The organism is Vibrio sp. 1557, assembly GCF_033340175.1.
In the GTDB taxonomy this organism is placed as follows: domain Bacteria; phylum Pseudomonadota; class Gammaproteobacteria; order Enterobacterales; family Vibrionaceae; genus Vibrio; species Vibrio alginolyticus.
On sequence record NZ_JAWOVZ010000023.1, the window covers coordinates 25,535 to 40,882 of the forward strand.

Sequence of the window (15,348 nt, forward strand, 5' to 3'; positions counted from 1 at the left end):
ATACTGCGAATATGGTAACTGAAAAGTGAGAATAAAAAAGCCCCGGACGGCTGGTTCCAAACGGGGCTTTTGTGGTTTTGATTAGTTTTTAGTGATCCACTGCACTACCAGCACCTACTGGCACGCGAACGTGTTCGACTAGGTCTTTTACTTCTTGTGGCGTTTCTGCTGTTACTTTGGAGACAGCGAATGCGACGATGAAGTTAAATAGTGCGCCAATAGCACCAAACGCGTTTGGCTCAATACCCAGGAACCAGTTTGTTCCCCAGCTTTCTAGATATTTCCAATCAGCAACGAAAAGGATGCCTTTGTGTTGGAATACGTAGAACAGCGTAATACTGATACCCGCAATCATACCGGCGATTGCGCCTTCTTTGTTGATGCTCTTGCTGAAGATGCCCATCATCAATGCAGGGAAGATGGATGAAGCGGCAAGACCAAAGGCGAGTGCTACCGTACCTGCGGCAAATCCAGGCGGATTTAAACCGAGATAGCCTGCGGCTGCTATCGCTACTGCCATTGATATTCGACTAGCAAGTAGCTCTTTTTTCTCGGATATGTTCGGATTGATAACCCCTTTGATTAAGTCATGGGAAATAGCTGAAGAAATGGCGAGTAGTAAACCTGCTGCGGTAGATAGTGCAGCTGCAAGACCACCTGCTGCCACAAGTGCAATCACCCAGTTTGGTAGTTTAGCGATCTCTGGGTTAGCCAATACCATGATGTCGTTATCAACGCGCAGTTCGTTGGTGGACGCATCTGAAGTGTATTGGATATTGCCATCGCCATTTTTATCGTCAAAACCGAGTAGTCCAGTTGTTTCCCAGTTTTTGAACCACGCAGGACGCTCGTCATACGCTAGGTGCTGACCCGGAGCTGGATTTACCGTATTCATTAGGTTGAGACGAGCCATCGCTGATACCGCTGGTGCTGTAGTGTAAAGGATTGCGATGAAGATCAGAGCCCAGCCTGCTGATGTACGTGCGTCGCGAACCTTCGGCACGGTAAAGAAACGGATAATTACGTGTGGTAGACCGGCTGTACCAATCATCAGTGACATGGTGTAGACAAACATATTAAGTGTGTCGCCACGTACTTGGGTCGTGTATTCACTGAATCCGAGTTCGGTCACAACTTGGTCAAGCCGATCGAGTAGATAGACATCGGTACCAGCCATGGTACTCCCCAGACCAATTTGTGGGATTGGGTTACCAGTGAGTTGCAGAGAGATAAAGATTGCAGGGATAGTGTAAGCAAGAATGAGTACGCAATATTGAGCAATCTGCGTGTAAGTGATGCCTTTCATGCCGCCAAGAACCGCGTACATGAAAACGATACACATACCAATTAATAGGCCTGTGGAGTAGTCCACTTCTAAGAAGCGACCAAACGCAACACCCACGCCTTTCATCTGACCGATAACATAAGTCACTGATGCGATGATAAGACAAACAACCGCTACGATACGTGCGGTATTGGAGTAAAAGCGTTCACCAACAAACTCTGGCACCGTAAACTTCCCAAATTTGCGTAGGTAAGGTGCTAGCAACAGCGCAAGCAGAACGTAGCCACCAGTCCAACCCATTAGAAATACTGAGCCGCCATAGCCCATGAAGGCAATTAAGCCTGCCATTGAGATAAACGACGCTGCGGACATCCAATCGGCTGCGGTTGCCATACCGTTTGCAATCGGGTTTACACCGCCACCAGCAACATAAAACTCTTTGGTTGATCCGGCGCGAGCCCAAATAGCAATCCCGATGTACAGGATGAACGTGGCGCCAACGACCAGGTAGGTAATAGTTTTCAAATCCATCTGAGTGACTCCTTATTCGTCCACGCCGAATTCACGGTCAATTTGGCGCATCTTCCATGCGTAATAGAAAATAATTCCTAGGAAGGCATAGATGGAGCCTTGTTGAGCAAACCAGAAACCGAGTTTGTAACCGCCTAGTTGAAATTGATTTAGTACGTCGACAAATAAAATGCCGCAGCCGAAAGACACGACGAACCAGATGACCATTAGGCCGATCATGAGCTTCACGTTTTTGTCCCAATAGGCTTTGGCTCTTTCTTCGCTTTCAAATGCCATTGCCGTCTCCTTACGATTGGTATTGTTGTTAATGAAATGTTTCAATATGTACATTAGCAAGGTGTTGGCAATAACTCTTTTCAACTTTAGTCGGGGTGTTAAAAATGAAGAACCCCCATATTATGGGCTTTTGCAGCGAACAAAGGGGTAAAACGTTATGTTAATAAACTGTTAAGTTAGCCAAAGGTCTAAAGGTTGATTGGATAAACAGGCATGATTAAGACGGGCCATTAATCTTTTCTTCATTGAACTTGGAGATGCTGTGTAAGTATTGGTGGTGATCTTGTGGCTCTTAAAGAGAGAAGGCGTAGATAAGAAAGCTCACAAGTAATTTATTTACATAAAGTTTTCGCATCAAATCACCGTTTTAACGCACAATAAAGTAATATAACTGAGTCATTCTCGTACAACCTCGCATTTTGAGACGGTGTAAAGGGGAGGCAGATTAGGGCATTACCTCATTAACGAAGTAGCCTGCTCATCACAATTATTATCGTTTTTCATTAAGGGAGGGTGAGAATGGACGCAGACACCATTAACAGTTTTTTTCTAATAGGTGCGTTGTTAATCGCACTTAGCGTTCTTTTAAGCCCAGTGTCTTCTAAGTTGGGAATCCCAATTCTTTTGGTATTTTTAGCCGTTGGAATGCTAGCGGGGGAAGACGGCTTAGGCGGCATTTTATTCGATAACTTTTCGATCGCTTATTTGGTTAGTAACCTCGCATTAGCCATCATTTTGCTTGATGGTGGGATGAGAACGCGGGTCGCCAGCTTTAGGGTTGCGTTATGGCCCTCGGTCTCTTTGGCGACATTTGGCGTTGCGATCACCACCATTTTAACCGGGCTGATGGCAACGTGGTTATTCGACTTAGATTTATTGCAAGGCATATTGGTTGGTGCGATTGTTGGTTCCACCGATGCTGCCGCGGTCTTCTCTCTACTCAAAGGTCGTAGCCTGAACGAACGTGTTGGTTCAACGCTGGAAATTGAATCCGGCACCAATGACCCAATGGCGGTGTTTCTGACCGTAACTCTGATTGCTATTTTAGCGAACCCTGGCGCAGATTTAAGTGCGGGCTTTTTGGCGTTCAGTTTTCTTAAGCAGTTTGGTATTGGCGCGTTACTTGGCTTCGCTGGTGGCTGGCTCTTATGGAAAGTTATCAATCGCAATCAATTACCAGATGGGCTGTATTCTATTTTAACGGTCAGTGGTGGCTTGCTTATTTTCGCTTTATCTAACACTTTGGGTGGCAGTGGTATTTTGTCGATTTACCTTGTTGGTCTTTTATTAGGTAACCGTCCAACACGCAGCCGCCACTCTATTCTTCATGTTTTAGATGGTATGACGTGGCTAGCTCAAATTGGTATGTTCTTGGTGCTTGGTTTGTTGGTTACGCCATCCAATTTACTCTCTATTGCGTTGCCAGGTCTTGCGCTTGCTTTCGGGATGATTTTGTTTGCCCGACCAATCTCAGTTTGGATTGGTTTACTGCCATTCAAGAGTTTCACGCCACGTGAAAAGTGGTTTGTCTCTTGGGTAGGATTGCGTGGCGCTGTACCTATCATCCTCGCGGTATTTCCGATGATGGCAGGGTTGCCAGATGCTCAACTGTACTTCAATTTGGCATTCTTTGTAGTAATGGTGTCTTTGATAGTACAAGGGGGCACGTTGACTAAGGCGATGTCTCTTGCAAAGGTCGAGCTACCTTCTAAGCCTGAGCCAATTTCGCGTACGGGTGTAGAGATTTACCCGACCAGTGAGTGGGAGCTGTTTATCTATAGACTTAAAGCAGATAAATGGTGCATTGGTGAGCCATTACGTAGTCTTTCGATGCCGGAAGGAACGCGTATCGCCGCTGTATTTCGCAGTAAAGAGCTATTGCACCCATCCGGCAGTACGCGTCTTGAGGAAGATGATACCTTGTGTGTATTAGCACAAGAAAAGGATTTAGATGCACTGAGCTTACTGTTTAGTGAAGCCCCAGAGAAAGCGTCGCTAGCGCGATTCTTCGGTGACTTCTTCCTCGATATTGAAGTGAAGCTTGCCGATATTGCCGTGATGTATGGTTTGAATCTGGGGGATGAACCGCTGGATAAAAGTTTGAGAAACCTTGTCGAAGAGCAATTAGGTAGCACGCCAGTATTGGGAGACCATTTCGAGTGGCAAGGTTTGCATTGGATCGTCGCTGATGTTGTTGATCAGCAGGTCACTAAAGTCGGTATCCGATTGCCAAACGAAAAAAGTAAGTCTGACGATAAGACGTCAATCTAGTCGCTCATTTCCGTCAGCATAATCACGGCTTGCGTGCGGTTCTTTACACCGAGCTTACGGAAAATCGCTGTCATGTGCGCTTTTATGGTGGCTTCTGAAACATTCAATTCGTAAGCGATTTGCTTGTTCAGCAAGCCATCGGACAACATTCCCAACACTTTATATTGCTGCGGTGTTAGCGCAGCAATCTTTTCCGCTAAGTCATTACATGCCGCGTTATTGGTGATCAACCCTTCAGGGAAGTATGGGTCGCCATTCAGCACTTGATTGAGCGCGTTCACTAATTCGCGCATGTCGCTGGACTTGGGAATAAAACCAAATGCACCATGGCTTTTCACTTGCGTCACGATCGCCGGCTCTTCACTCGCTGAAACGACGACGATAGGTAAATCTGGATGCTCTGCTCGCAAATGAATCAAGCCAGACATACCATTTGCTCCTGGCATTTTGAGATCCAATAGCACTAAATCTGGCTCTTCCTCTCGCTCCAACAAAGCCAGAAGTGCGTCGAGTGAGTCCGCTTCCAGCAAATTTGCACCACTAATAGCCATGTGGATAGATTGAAACAAGGCATTCCGGAAGAGTGGGTGATCATCTGCAATAATGATGGTGTAGGTCGAATCCATGACGTTAAACACTTTTGACTATTTCGTTAAATTTATTATTGTCCAGCTTTGAGAGAGTGGACAATATTTATTCGCTAAAAGTCTGAACCAAATCGACTTTTATTAGGAAAATTGCATATAAACGCAATGTTCTTATTCAAATCTGAGCAACAAAAAAAGCCAGTGGACATCACTGGCGTTTGAATATCTGGTTATCAGAACTGCTTGATATGCTCTAAGAAAGGCTCGGCTTGCATAAAGCCCGTCAAACGAGCGTTTGAAACGTGTTCACCACTGGCATCCCAAAACTCAATTGTTGGTAAACCAAGCACACTCATGTGCTTCAGTAGTTCGATGTCTTGCACTTGGTTTTTGGTCACGTCTGCTTGCAGAAGAACGAAGTCTTGCAGTTTGGCTTCGACGCTTGGGTCATGGAAGGTGTACTTTTCAAACTCTTTACATGCTACACACCAATCGGCGTAGAAATCGAGCATGACGGGTTTACCTGCCGCTTTCGCAAGTGCCAGTTGTTCTTCAAGCTCCGCCACGTTAGCAATGCGAGTAAAGCTAACAGTGGCTTGCTGAGTTTGTGTTTTGCTGTTGCCAAACCAGTAATTTAAGATAGGTTGTGCTGAGGCTAGCAAACCTAAGACGGCGATTATGCCCACGGCACTTTGTTTCCAGCCACCAAACTCTAGACTGTTTTTGATGTGGTATAGCCAACCAAAAGCAGCAATACCCAGTGCTGACCACAGAATCGTTGACCACATTTCTGGCATGATGCGTTCTAGTAAGAAGATAGGTGCGGCAAGCAGAATAAAGCCGAAGAGTGTTTTCACTCGGTCCATCCAACCGCCGGCTTTTGGTAGCAACTTGTTGCCAAATACCGCTACAAGGATCAGCGGAATACCCATGCCCATCGCTAGCGCGTAAAGGGCGACCCCACCGGTGAGTAAGTCGCCACTTTGTGCTACGTAAAGCAGCGCACCAGACAGAGGTGCCGTGGTACATGGTGAGCACACCAGTCCAGAAATCGCCCCCATGGCGAATACGCCTGCACTGCTGCCGCCTTGCTGTTTGTTGCTGAGGTTGTTTAACCACGTTTGAACGTTGCTTGGTAGCTGTAATGAGTACAGACCAAACATAGACAAAGCGAGTGCGATGAACAGTACGCTCAAGCCAGTCAGCACATAAGGGTGTTGCATTGCCGCTTGGAACTGCATACCTGCAGATGCCACCACAAGGCCGAGTAGGGTGTAAGTCAGCGCCATGCCTTGCACGTAGACGAATGACAAGCCTAGCGCGCGGCGTTGGCTTAGTTTGCCACTGCCAAGCACTATGCTGGTCAGAATTGGGTACATCGGCAGCACACAAGGTGTAAACGCCAAGCCCACACCAAGCGCCAAGAACAGAAGTGGTGTCCACCAGTTATCAGCAAGGTTGGCTGCAAGGCTATCTTGCTGTGTTACTGGCGCTGATGATGTGTCACCAGACGTAGATGATTGCGCCGCTGGTGGCGTTGCTGTTGGTGCCTGTTCTGCTTTTGATGCAGTTGTCGCCGTTATTGAATCTGAGTTCGACGAAGTAAACGCGCTGATAGGAATCACGCGAGTTTCTGGCGGGTAACAGAAGCCTGCTTTCGCACAACCTTGATATTGCACCACCACGCGCGCACCGTCTTGCCAATCATGCATTGGTACATTAACGAAGAGAGGTTGAGTATAGATATGCACGTCACCAAAGAATTCATCTTTATGCGGTGTGCCGTCTTCCATTTGCAGTTCGCCTAGCGATACTTTCTCACCAGCTACAGACAAGCGCTCTTGATATAGGTAGTACCCGTCACGTACCTGCCAATCGAGCATCAATTTGTCATCTTGCTGGTAGAAGTTAAATGGAAACGCCTGATCAACCGGAACAAAGCTGTCGCTGCTGCTACCAAAACTGTTGTTCTGGCTACTGTTAAACTGGTCTTTGCCAAATAAAGCTAAAGACGGAGTGGAAAAGGTAATGAGCCCTAAGAGTAAAACGGAAAGTAATGCGCGCATAAAAGAGTCAATTCATCTTAGATAATTGCCGTTAGTGTAACTCAATCAGACCCGGAGGCGAGTCAATAAGTTTCATGAAAATGAAGATTTATTGAGCATAAATCAAGACAACAGGGAATAAAAAAGGGAGCCGAAGCTCCCCGAGTAAGACTCTGTTTCTACTAGATCAGTAGACCACCGAATGCGAAGCCAAGTGCTACCGCAGAAGCGATGGTTACCACACCAGGTACAAAGAATGGGTGGTTGAATACGTACTTACCGATACGAGTTGAACCCGTGTCGTCCATCTCAACCGCGGCAAGTAGCGTTGGGTAAGTTGGCAGCACGAATAGCGCACTTACTGCTGCGAAAGATGCAACTGCGGTAAGTGGTGCGACACCGATTGCTAGTGCTGCTGGCATCAGCGCAACAGTGGTTGCACCTTGTGAGTAAAGCAGCATTGAAGCGAAGAATAGAACAAGTGCTAGCATCCATGGGTAGTCTGCTAGTAGCGCACCAGCCACTTCTTTGATGCCGTCAACGTGCGCGTTAACGAACGTAGAACCTAGCCATGCCACACCAAGAACACACACACACGCTGTCATACCAGAGCGGAATGTTGCTGCGGCTGGGATTTTGCCAGCATCGATTTTACAGCTCATTACGATAGCTGCCGCAGCTGCTAGCATTACCGTCATGATAGCTTCGTTACGACCTAGAGCAGGGTTCTCGATAAGGCCAACAGAGCCAGAAATTGCTGCTGCGTAACACACGACAAATGCGATTGCGCCTAGGAAGATGAATGTTGCTTTCTTCGCTGTTGGTAGGATTTCGCGTTTTGCTTCTGTATTTAGCTTGATTAAGCCTTTTTCTAGACGCTCTTGGTATTCAGCATCGTCTTTTAGCTCACAGCCCATGAAGTTCGCCACGAACGCACCGATCATGCACGCGATGAACGTCGTTGGGATACAGATTGCTAGTAGTGTTAGGTAGTCAACGCCAAATGGGTGCAGCATTGCCGCGAACGCTACAACAGCCGCTGAGATTGGTGATGCGGTGATAGCGATTTGCGATGCTACGACCGCGATAGACAGTGGACGAGAAGGGCGCACGCCTTGGCCTTTCGCTACTTCTGCAATCACTGGCAAAGTAGAGAATGCCGTGTGGCCAGTACCCGCCATTAATGTCATTAGGTAAGTTACGATAGGCGCATAAAAGGTGATGCGCTCAGGATGCTTGCGCAAAAAGTTTTCAGCAACTTGCACCATCCAGTCTAAACCACCAGCGACTTGCATTGCTGCGATAGCGGTGATTACAGACATGATGATCAAAATTACGTCAACGGGAATGTAAGCTTGGCTTGTTGGTACGCCCAAGATCAAAGACAACGCAATGACCCCAGCACCACCGGCAAAACCAATGCCGATACCACCGATTCTTGCCCCCAAATAGATGAAGAGCAGAACCACGAAGAGTTCGACCATGACCATATTGATACCTCTTTAGTTTTTTATTTGATTCTGATTTTTTGAACACTCAGGAACAGGAGTAAATGCTCAGAGAATGAGAACCTAGTGGTTTAGCGGCAATAAAAGCATATAAAAAATGTGGTTAACCGTATGAGAGCCTAAAAAAGGGGCCTGAGTGGCCCCCTTCGGATTCGTTATTACTCGTAACGTTTTGCTTTGTAAGTAGGATGCATGAAGTTTTCTACTGACAAGATTTCATCAAGCTCCTCTGCTGTAAGCAGACCGCGCTCTAGCACGACTTCACGAACACTCTTACCAGTTTCTGCACAAATCTTACCTACGATGTCACCTTCGTGGTGGCCGATGTATGGGTTTAGGTAAGTGACGATACCGATAGAGTTGTAAACGTAGTTTTCGCAAACTTCTTTGTTCACTGTGATGCCGTCGATACATTTATCACGTAGGTTCACACACGCGTTGTGTAGTAGAGAGATAGACTCAAACACACTTTGTGCGATAACTGGTTCCATTACGTTTAGCTGTAGCTGACCGCCTTCTGCTGCGAAAGAAACCGTGTTGTCGTTACCGAGAACTTTGAAGCAAACTTGGTTTACTACTTCTGGGATAACTGGGTTTACTTTAGCTGGCATGATTGAAGAGCCTGCTTGCATTTCAGGTAGGTTCAATTCATTTAGACCCGCACGAGGACCAGAAGAAAGTAGACGAAGGTCGTTACAGATCTTCGATAGTTTCACTGCTAGGCGTTTTAGCGCGCCGTGAGTCATTACGTATGCACCACAGTCAGACGTTGCTTCGATAAGGTCTTCTGCTGCAACAACGTCAAGGCCTGTTACTTCCGCTAGGTGTTTTACTGCAAGCGCTTGGTAGCCAGTTGGTGTATTTAGACCAGTACCGATTGCGGTTGCGCCTAGGTTGATTTCTAGGAGGAGTTTAGATGTGTAATCTAGAGCACGAATCTCTTCGTTTAGTGTTACCGCCCATGCATGGAACTCTTGACCTACTGTCATTGGTACTGCGTCTTGAAGCTGAGTACGGCCCATTTTCAGTACATCTTTAAACTCAACGGCTTTAAGTTCGAATGCGCCTTTTAGGTACTCAATTGCTTCCATTAGCTTGTGTACGCTGTTGTATACCGCAATACGGAAACCTGTTGGGTACGCACAGTTGGTTGATTGGCTCTTGTTTACATGGTCATTTGGGTTAACAAATTCGTATTGGCCTTTCTCTTTACCCATCAACTCAAGCGCAACGTTTGCGATCACTTCGTTCGTGTTCATGTTAACTGAAGTGCCTGCACCGCCTTGGAATACGTCTGATGGGAACTGATCCATACACTTGCCAGTTTCTAGGATCAAATCACACGCTTCGATGATGTAGTTTGCAACGTCTTTTGGAATAGCGCCAAGTTCTTTGTTTGCTAACGCTGCTGCTTTTTTGGTCATTACCATGCCGCGTACAAATTCTGGTACGTCAGAAATGGTCATATTAGAGATATTGAAGTTCTCGATCGCACGTAGCGTATGAATACCGTAGTACGCATCTGCAGGGACATGACGTTGACCTAATAGATCTTCTTCAATACGAGTGGCTGGGTTTGCTGTTTTTGGAGCATCAGATAGGGTAGCCATAGCAGGATCCTTAGATGATAATTCTGATAATAAAGTTATTTATTAGCCATTTCTGCAATCTAGAATCCATTCATCAGAATTTTTGGCTGGAAAATCCGTCCTGACTTATGTGGCACATGATACTGCACCTAGCGCATAAAAATAGTAACTAGATCACCTTTTTCGTTTTTCATGAGTCAATAATTTGCAAAGTATGAACGGGTTATTAATAACCCTTTATGGGTACTCGATTTTCCTCGACAAACATGAGTTTTTAGAGTTCGAAATTAGCACTTTAAAAGCACGAAAAAATCGGTATGCAATTGAATGAAACGCGCTCCCGCTACTTTGTCTAAAAAAGAAGGAGACCAGTATGAACACGCTTTTTTACAACGATTCGTTTGAGCTTAGTCTGCTTTTACCATTACACTGAATTAAACAAAGGAGGGCGTGTGTTTCCTATCTTATTATTAGCGTTTATTTTTGTTCCGATCATTGAAATCGGCTTATTTATTCAGGTGGGCGGTTTTTTAGGTTTATGGCCGACCATTGCACTAGTCTTAATCACGGCATTTGTTGGTGCATCGTTGGTTCGTAGCCAAGGTATACAAACACTGATGTCAGTACAGGGGCGTCTTGAACAAGGTGAAATTCCAGCCCAGCAAATTTTTGAAGGCGTAATGCTAGCGGTGGCTGGCGTGCTACTGTTAACCCCGGGCTTTATGACCGATGCCCTTGGTATGTTGGTGTTGCTTCCTGCGCCACGCGCCGCGATAGCTAAATACTTGATGAGCAAAATGGTGGTGAAAACCATGCATGGCGGTGGCTTCCAAGGTGGTTTCTCTAACCAGGGGCCATTTGAGCAAGACCCGTTCCGTCGTGACCCATTTGATTCCCAGTCAGATAATGGCAAGACCTTCGAAGGGGAATACGAGCGTAAAGACGATGATGATCGCAACAAGCTCAACTGATTGAGTTAGTCAGTAAAGAAAACAAAAGGGCGCACCAAGCGCCCTTTTCTGTATTTGGAATTCGTGCTGCTTACAATGCGCCTTCAAAGCCCATTTGACGCCATGCTTCAAAAGCAATGATCGCAACGGCATTCGAAAGGTTTAGGCTGCGTGCGTCCGGCATCATTGGAATGCGAATACGCTGCTCCATTGGCAAGCTATCGATGATTTCAGCAGGCAAACCACGAGTTTCTGGACCAAACATCAAAACATCACCCGTTTGGTATTGTGCATCAACGTGGTGACCTGTGGTTTTGGTGGTGCAGGCAAACAATCGGTAGTTACCTTGCCTCTCTTTCTCTAAATATTCTAAGAACGCTTGATAGTTTTTATGACGCGTTACGCGAGCTAAATCATGGTAATCCAAACCAGCGCGGCGGACTTTTTTCTCTTCAAGATCGAAACCCAGAGGTTCAATTAAGTGAAGGTTTGCACCGCAGTTGGCGCATAGTCGAATGATGTTGCCGGTGTTCGGCGCGATTTCTGGTTCGTATAAAGCGATATCAAACATGGTATTGAAATAGAGTTGGTCAAAGAGAGGGGCAGTATATACCCAAGTCACCGAGATATGCGAGATTCAGCAAGATTGACCTGGGTATGAAAGCAGGCATTAGCGCGGATGTTAATACCGTAAGTAGCGATGCTCTTTATAAGAGAGCGTGAGCATAGTTTTCTTCAACTGCTCGCCAGTTGACGACGTTCCACCACGCATCAATATATTCTGGGCGACGGTTTTGGTAGCTGATGTAATACGCGTGCTCCCACACGTCTAATGCGAGGATTGGTTCACCGCGCACATCCACTACATCCATCAGAGGGTTGTCTTGATTACTGGTGGACGTAATGTGAATCTCACCATCTTTTACGATCAGCCATGCAAAGCCAGACCCAAAGGTATTGATGGCAGCTTGGGCAAACGCCTCTTTAAATTGCGCAAAGCTACCAAATTTATCGTTAATTGCTTGAGCAAGCGCGCCTTGAGGCTCTCCGCCACCGTTTGGTGACATGCAATTCCAATAAATGATGTGGTTGTAATAGCCGCCACCATTATTACGTACTGCTGGACTGAGCTTAGAGATATTGTCAAAGATCTCGTCTAATGACTGAGTTTCGAGCTCACTCCCTTCAACGGCATTTACAAACTTATCAAAGTACGTCTTGTGGTGTTTGCTGTAATGCACTTCCATGGTTTTCGCGTCGATGTACGGCTCTAGTGAATCGTACGGGTAAGGCAGAGCGGGAAATGTATGTGACATAGTAAATCCTCCTTAATTGGAAAATTCACTTTAATGCTAACGATAATTATTATCAACTTTGATCTTTGTAAGGGTATTCTAAGAAGCCTCACCAATTTCTAAAGTGAGGGTGGGGCTGTGAATCACTCACTCTAGAAATATGGTGCGAATTATTGTTAGTTCATCAAATTGAGACTAACAATTGATCGGTAAGGTGATACTCATACGCAATCCGCCTAAAGGACTTCGGCTGGCTGCGATCGTGCCACTGTGCTGGCGAATGGCACTTTCGGTAATGGTTAGGCCGAGACCTGTGCCGCCAGAGTGGCGATCGCGTGCCGTGGAAACGCGATAGAACGGGCGAAAAATCGCGGCCAGTTCCTCTTCTGGTACACCTTCTCCATTATCGTCAACCGTGATACGAAGCGTATCGTCATCGGCTTTGATGTCGATTTGTACCTCATCTTTTCCGTAGTAAATGGCGTTACGAACGATATTTTCCACCGCACTCATCAGCAGTTTAGGGTTACCGGAAATATTGCGCTTAGGTAATTCTGAATAGTGTAGCTGTTTGCCCATTTGCTCTGCTTCAAACTGCGCATCTTTAATGATTTCTTCCCATAAACTTTCTAGTGGCTGTGTTTCGCGAGTCATATGACTGTTCGCCTGCATGCGAGAAAGCTCTAATAGTTCGCTGATCATCTGTTCCAAGCGCTGCGCTTCGGTATCGATACGAGTCAGTTCTGGGCTTTCGCCTTGTTTACGCGTCGCTAATGCGCTTGCCATGCGCAGACGAGTTAAAGGTGAGCGCAGCTCGTGAGAGATATCGGATAGCAAACGTTGTTGTCCTGAAATTATTTGATTAACCGCTTCGACCATCTGGTTGAAGCTGCTGCCTGCTTGACGAAATTCCGCCGTACCTTTTTCTAAATTTGGGTCTGTGACAAATTCACCTTTCGCCACACGTTGAGCAGCGGCTTCAAGACGACGTGCAGGCTGACTCAAAGCCCAAGCAAGCCATAACAGCAATGGTGTACTAACCAGCATGACCGCAAGCAAGAGCTGGAATGGGTGATCAAACAGACGCAGGAGTAGAGGTGGTGGCTCATTCCACTTGAAGCCCACGTACATCAAGATATCGGAACCTGCCAAAGTGATAGGAATTGGGCCCGCAATCATGTATCGACCATACAGCTTCTGCTTTGGATTATTGTAATCTTCGATACTGGTGACAAAGTTTTGCATGGCACGCAATTGAAAATTGCTGCGTTTTTCTGTCGTAAGAACATTACCGCTGTAGTCAGAAAAAAAGACTCGTGGGCGAGGGTCGTGCTTGCCGTGGCGGTTGCCCTCGATACGAAAAAGTATGCGGCCTAAATCAGTTTGCTGGCTGTATTTTTGTTGGATTGAGTCACGCGTTTCTACCATACGTTTGTAGTGTTCTTCTGGAATATCGCGAGCTTTGCGTGGGTCCAAATGTGGCAGTGATAGCACGGCTATCAATACTAATAACATGGTGAACCAAAAAATGGCAAAGATGCGTCCATACAGGCTATTGATGTTTGGCAGTTTGATGCGTGATAGGTGCATTAATCCTCCTCAAGCAGCATGTAGCCACGACCACGCAGGGTTTTAATTCGCGGCTTGCCATTGCTTTGATCTGGTAATTTTTTACGTAAGTTCGAGACATGCATATCGATAGCGCGATCAAAAGCAGCGAGTCGTTTACCAAGCACATCTAAGCTCAGTGTCTCTTTGGTCAGCACTTGTCCTGGGTTTTGTACGAAGTGGGTGAGTAGCGCAAACTCGGTTGCTGTGAGATCGAGTAACTGTTGCTCACAATACGCTTCTTGCTTACCGGGATAGAGGCGGATTTCTTGATACTCAATGCAATCGCTGTTTTTGGTATTTTTTTGTGTGCTGCTAGTGCGGCGTAAAATCGCGCGGATTCGCGCTAGCAGCTCTCGGTCACTAAAAGGTTTTGGTAAATAATCATCCGCGCCCAGTTCCAAGCCGATCACGCGATCAATTTCTTCCCCTTTAGCGGTCAGCATCAAGACGGGAGTTTCCCAATTTTCACGTAAGCGTTTCAGCGTTTCCATGCCATTGAGTTTTGGCATCATGACATCCAACAAAATCAAATCAATCTTATCATTGATCGCGGCTAAGCCGGCTTCACCGTCATTTGCTTCGCTGACGTCAAACCCTTCGAAACTGAGTACTTCTTTTAATAAGCTAGTTAGCTCGATATCGTCATCGATTAAAAGAATGTTTGCCATGGGGGCACCTATAGTAAGTTACCGATAGCCTAATATTACATTGGAATGATGCGCAACGAAGAGGAGAAAAATCACTCTTTACGATTCTTTACGCTCCCTATACGTCGCTTTACCTAGCGGGTCGTATTCTATACTCAAGCGCTGTGAGAACAGCTCAGAAGAACCACTCACCTGTGTAAGGAATCGTATTATGAAGTCTGCAAAAAAACTTGTGTTAGCTGCTGTTGTTCTACCTCTTACTCTTGGCGCCGCAAGCGCATTCGCTTACGGTGGTAAAAACCATCATAAAGGCCCTCGTGACGAATGCGGCATGGGTATGGACCGAGGTGTCATGCGTCAACTAGACCTGACTGATGCACAAAAAGATCAGCTAAAAGAAATGCGTGATGCAAACAAAGCAGAAATGAAAGCAAAATTCGCTGATGGCAAAGAAGCACGTATGGCTGAGCGTCAAGCGCATCACGCAAAAGTACAATCGCTTTTGCTGGCGGATAACTTTGATGAAGCTCAAGCTAGCGAATTAGCAAAAGAGATGGTTGAGCGCCAAACGGAACGTCGCGTGCAAATGCTAGAAAGAAAGCACCAAATGCTTAGCGTATTAACACCTGAGCAGAAAGCGAAATTTGTTGAGCTACAAAATGAACGTATGCAAGAGTGTGGCGACAGAATGCACAAGCGCATGGAAAAGTCGCGCAATAATTAAGTCATGAATTGATGTTATATAAAGAGGCA

General features: G+C 46.2%; 13 protein-coding genes. 3 read left to right on the forward strand and 10 right to left on the reverse strand.

Annotated features, from left to right (window positions below; translation table 11 throughout):
* Positions 1-88: 88 nt before the first annotated feature.
* Entirely contained in the window at positions 89-1,816 is a 1,728-nt protein-coding gene (locus tag R7070_RS20135; protein ID WP_005382372.1) for a sodium:solute symporter family protein, read from the reverse strand.
* Between the two features lie 12 nt (positions 1,817-1,828).
* Complete coding sequence (locus R7070_RS20140) at positions 1,829-2,092, reverse strand: DUF4212 domain-containing protein (protein ID WP_005382373.1); 264 nt, start codon at positions 2,090-2,092, stop codon at positions 1,829-1,831.
* Positions 2,093-2,611: 519 nt separating this feature from the next.
* Here R7070_RS20140 and R7070_RS20145 point away from each other — a divergent pair.
* Complete coding sequence (locus R7070_RS20145) at positions 2,612-4,363, forward strand: potassium/proton antiporter (RefSeq protein ID WP_017821771.1); 1,752 nt, start codon at positions 2,612-2,614, stop codon at positions 4,361-4,363.
* Here the strand turns inward: R7070_RS20145 and R7070_RS20150 are convergent.
* From R7070_RS20150 to aspA, 4 genes are all read right to left on the reverse strand, one after another.
* On the reverse strand, positions 4,360-4,989 hold the full coding sequence (locus R7070_RS20150; RefSeq protein ID WP_005382375.1) for a response regulator: 630 nt from the start codon (positions 4,987-4,989) through the stop codon (positions 4,360-4,362). The genes R7070_RS20145 and R7070_RS20150 overlap by 4 nt on opposite strands.
* Before the next feature lie 194 nt (positions 4,990-5,183).
* Positions 5,184-7,016, reverse strand: a complete 1,833-nt coding sequence (locus tag R7070_RS20155) for a protein-disulfide reductase DsbD (RefSeq protein WP_256900675.1) — start codon at positions 7,014-7,016, stop codon at positions 5,184-5,186.
* Between the two features lie 161 nt (positions 7,017-7,177).
* A complete protein-coding gene (locus R7070_RS20160) occupies positions 7,178-8,485 on the reverse strand; it encodes an anaerobic C4-dicarboxylate transporter (RefSeq protein WP_005382378.1) in 1,308 nt (435 codons plus the stop codon).
* Positions 8,486-8,661: 176 nt separating this feature from the next.
* Positions 8,662-10,113 (reverse strand): aspartate ammonia-lyase, encoded by a 1,452-nt coding sequence (aspA, locus tag R7070_RS20165; RefSeq protein ID WP_005382379.1) that lies wholly within the window; start codon positions 10,111-10,113, stop codon positions 8,662-8,664.
* A 431-nt stretch (positions 10,114-10,544) separates the two neighbouring features.
* Here aspA and R7070_RS20170 point away from each other — a divergent pair, with 431 nt between their 5' ends.
* On the forward strand, positions 10,545-11,063 hold the full coding sequence (locus R7070_RS20170; protein ID WP_005386383.1) for an FxsA family protein: 519 nt from the start codon (positions 10,545-10,547) through the stop codon (positions 11,061-11,063).
* 70 nt (positions 11,064-11,133) lie between these two features.
* On the opposite strand, the gene trmL is transcribed toward R7070_RS20170, so the two are convergent.
* From trmL to R7070_RS20190, 4 genes are all read right to left on the reverse strand, one after another.
* Positions 11,134-11,613, reverse strand: coding sequence for a tRNA (uridine(34)/cytosine(34)/5-carboxymethylaminomethyluridine(34)-2'-O)-methyltransferase TrmL (gene trmL / locus R7070_RS20175; RefSeq protein WP_005386384.1), 480 nt, complete (start codon positions 11,611-11,613; stop codon positions 11,134-11,136).
* Between the two features lie 136 nt (positions 11,614-11,749).
* A complete protein-coding gene (locus tag R7070_RS20180; RefSeq protein WP_005382382.1) occupies positions 11,750-12,358 on the reverse strand; it encodes a superoxide dismutase in 609 nt (202 codons plus the stop codon).
* Between the two features lie 174 nt (positions 12,359-12,532).
* Positions 12,533-13,927, reverse strand: coding sequence for an envelope stress sensor histidine kinase CpxA (cpxA, locus tag R7070_RS20185; RefSeq protein WP_256900674.1), 1,395 nt, complete (start codon positions 13,925-13,927; stop codon positions 12,533-12,535).
* A complete protein-coding gene (locus R7070_RS20190) occupies positions 13,927-14,616 on the reverse strand; it encodes a response regulator (protein WP_005382384.1) in 690 nt (229 codons plus the stop codon). The genes cpxA and R7070_RS20190 overlap by 1 nt, the downstream gene beginning before the upstream one ends.
* A gap of 190 nt (positions 14,617-14,806) precedes the next feature.
* Between R7070_RS20190 and R7070_RS20195 the strand changes: the two genes are divergently transcribed.
* A complete protein-coding gene (locus R7070_RS20195) occupies positions 14,807-15,319 on the forward strand; it encodes a CpxP family protein (protein WP_256900673.1) in 513 nt (170 codons plus the stop codon).
* Positions 15,320-15,348 lie beyond the last annotated feature (29 nt).

Bases quoted from the DNA above. Each gene is read 5' to 3' on its own strand.
- R7070_RS20135 (WP_005382372.1), bottom strand. From the start codon at position 1,816: ATGGATTTGAAAACTATTACCTACCTGGTCGTTGGCGCCACGTTCATC.
- R7070_RS20140 (WP_005382373.1), bottom strand. From the start codon at position 2,092: ATGGCATTTGAAAGCGAAGAAAGAGCCAAAGCCTATTGGGACAAAAAC.
- R7070_RS20145 (WP_017821771.1), top strand. From the start codon at position 2,612: ATGGACGCAGACACCATTAACAGTTTTTTTCTAATAGGTGCGTTGTTA.
- R7070_RS20150 (WP_005382375.1), bottom strand. From the start codon at position 4,989: ATGGATTCGACCTACACCATCATTATTGCAGATGATCACCCACTCTTC.
- R7070_RS20155 (WP_256900675.1), bottom strand. From the start codon at position 7,016: ATGCGCGCATTACTTTCCGTTTTACTCTTAGGGCTCATTACCTTTTCC.
- R7070_RS20160 (WP_005382378.1), bottom strand. From the start codon at position 8,485: ATGGTCATGGTCGAACTCTTCGTGGTTCTGCTCTTCATCTATTTGGGG.
- aspA (WP_005382379.1), bottom strand. From the start codon at position 10,113: ATGGCTACCCTATCTGATGCTCCAAAAACAGCAAACCCAGCCACTCGT.
- trmL (WP_005386384.1), bottom strand. From the start codon at position 11,613: ATGTTTGATATCGCTTTATACGAACCAGAAATCGCGCCGAACACCGGC.
- R7070_RS20180 (WP_005382382.1), bottom strand. From the start codon at position 12,358: ATGTCACATACATTTCCCGCTCTGCCTTACCCGTACGATTCACTAGAG.
- cpxA (WP_256900674.1), bottom strand. From the start codon at position 13,927: ATGCACCTATCACGCATCAAACTGCCAAACATCAATAGCCTGTATGGA.
- R7070_RS20190 (WP_005382384.1), bottom strand. From the start codon at position 14,616: ATGGCAAACATTCTTTTAATCGATGACGATATCGAGCTAACTAGCTTA.
- R7070_RS20195 (WP_256900673.1), top strand. From the start codon at position 14,807: ATGAAGTCTGCAAAAAAACTTGTGTTAGCTGCTGTTGTTCTACCTCTT.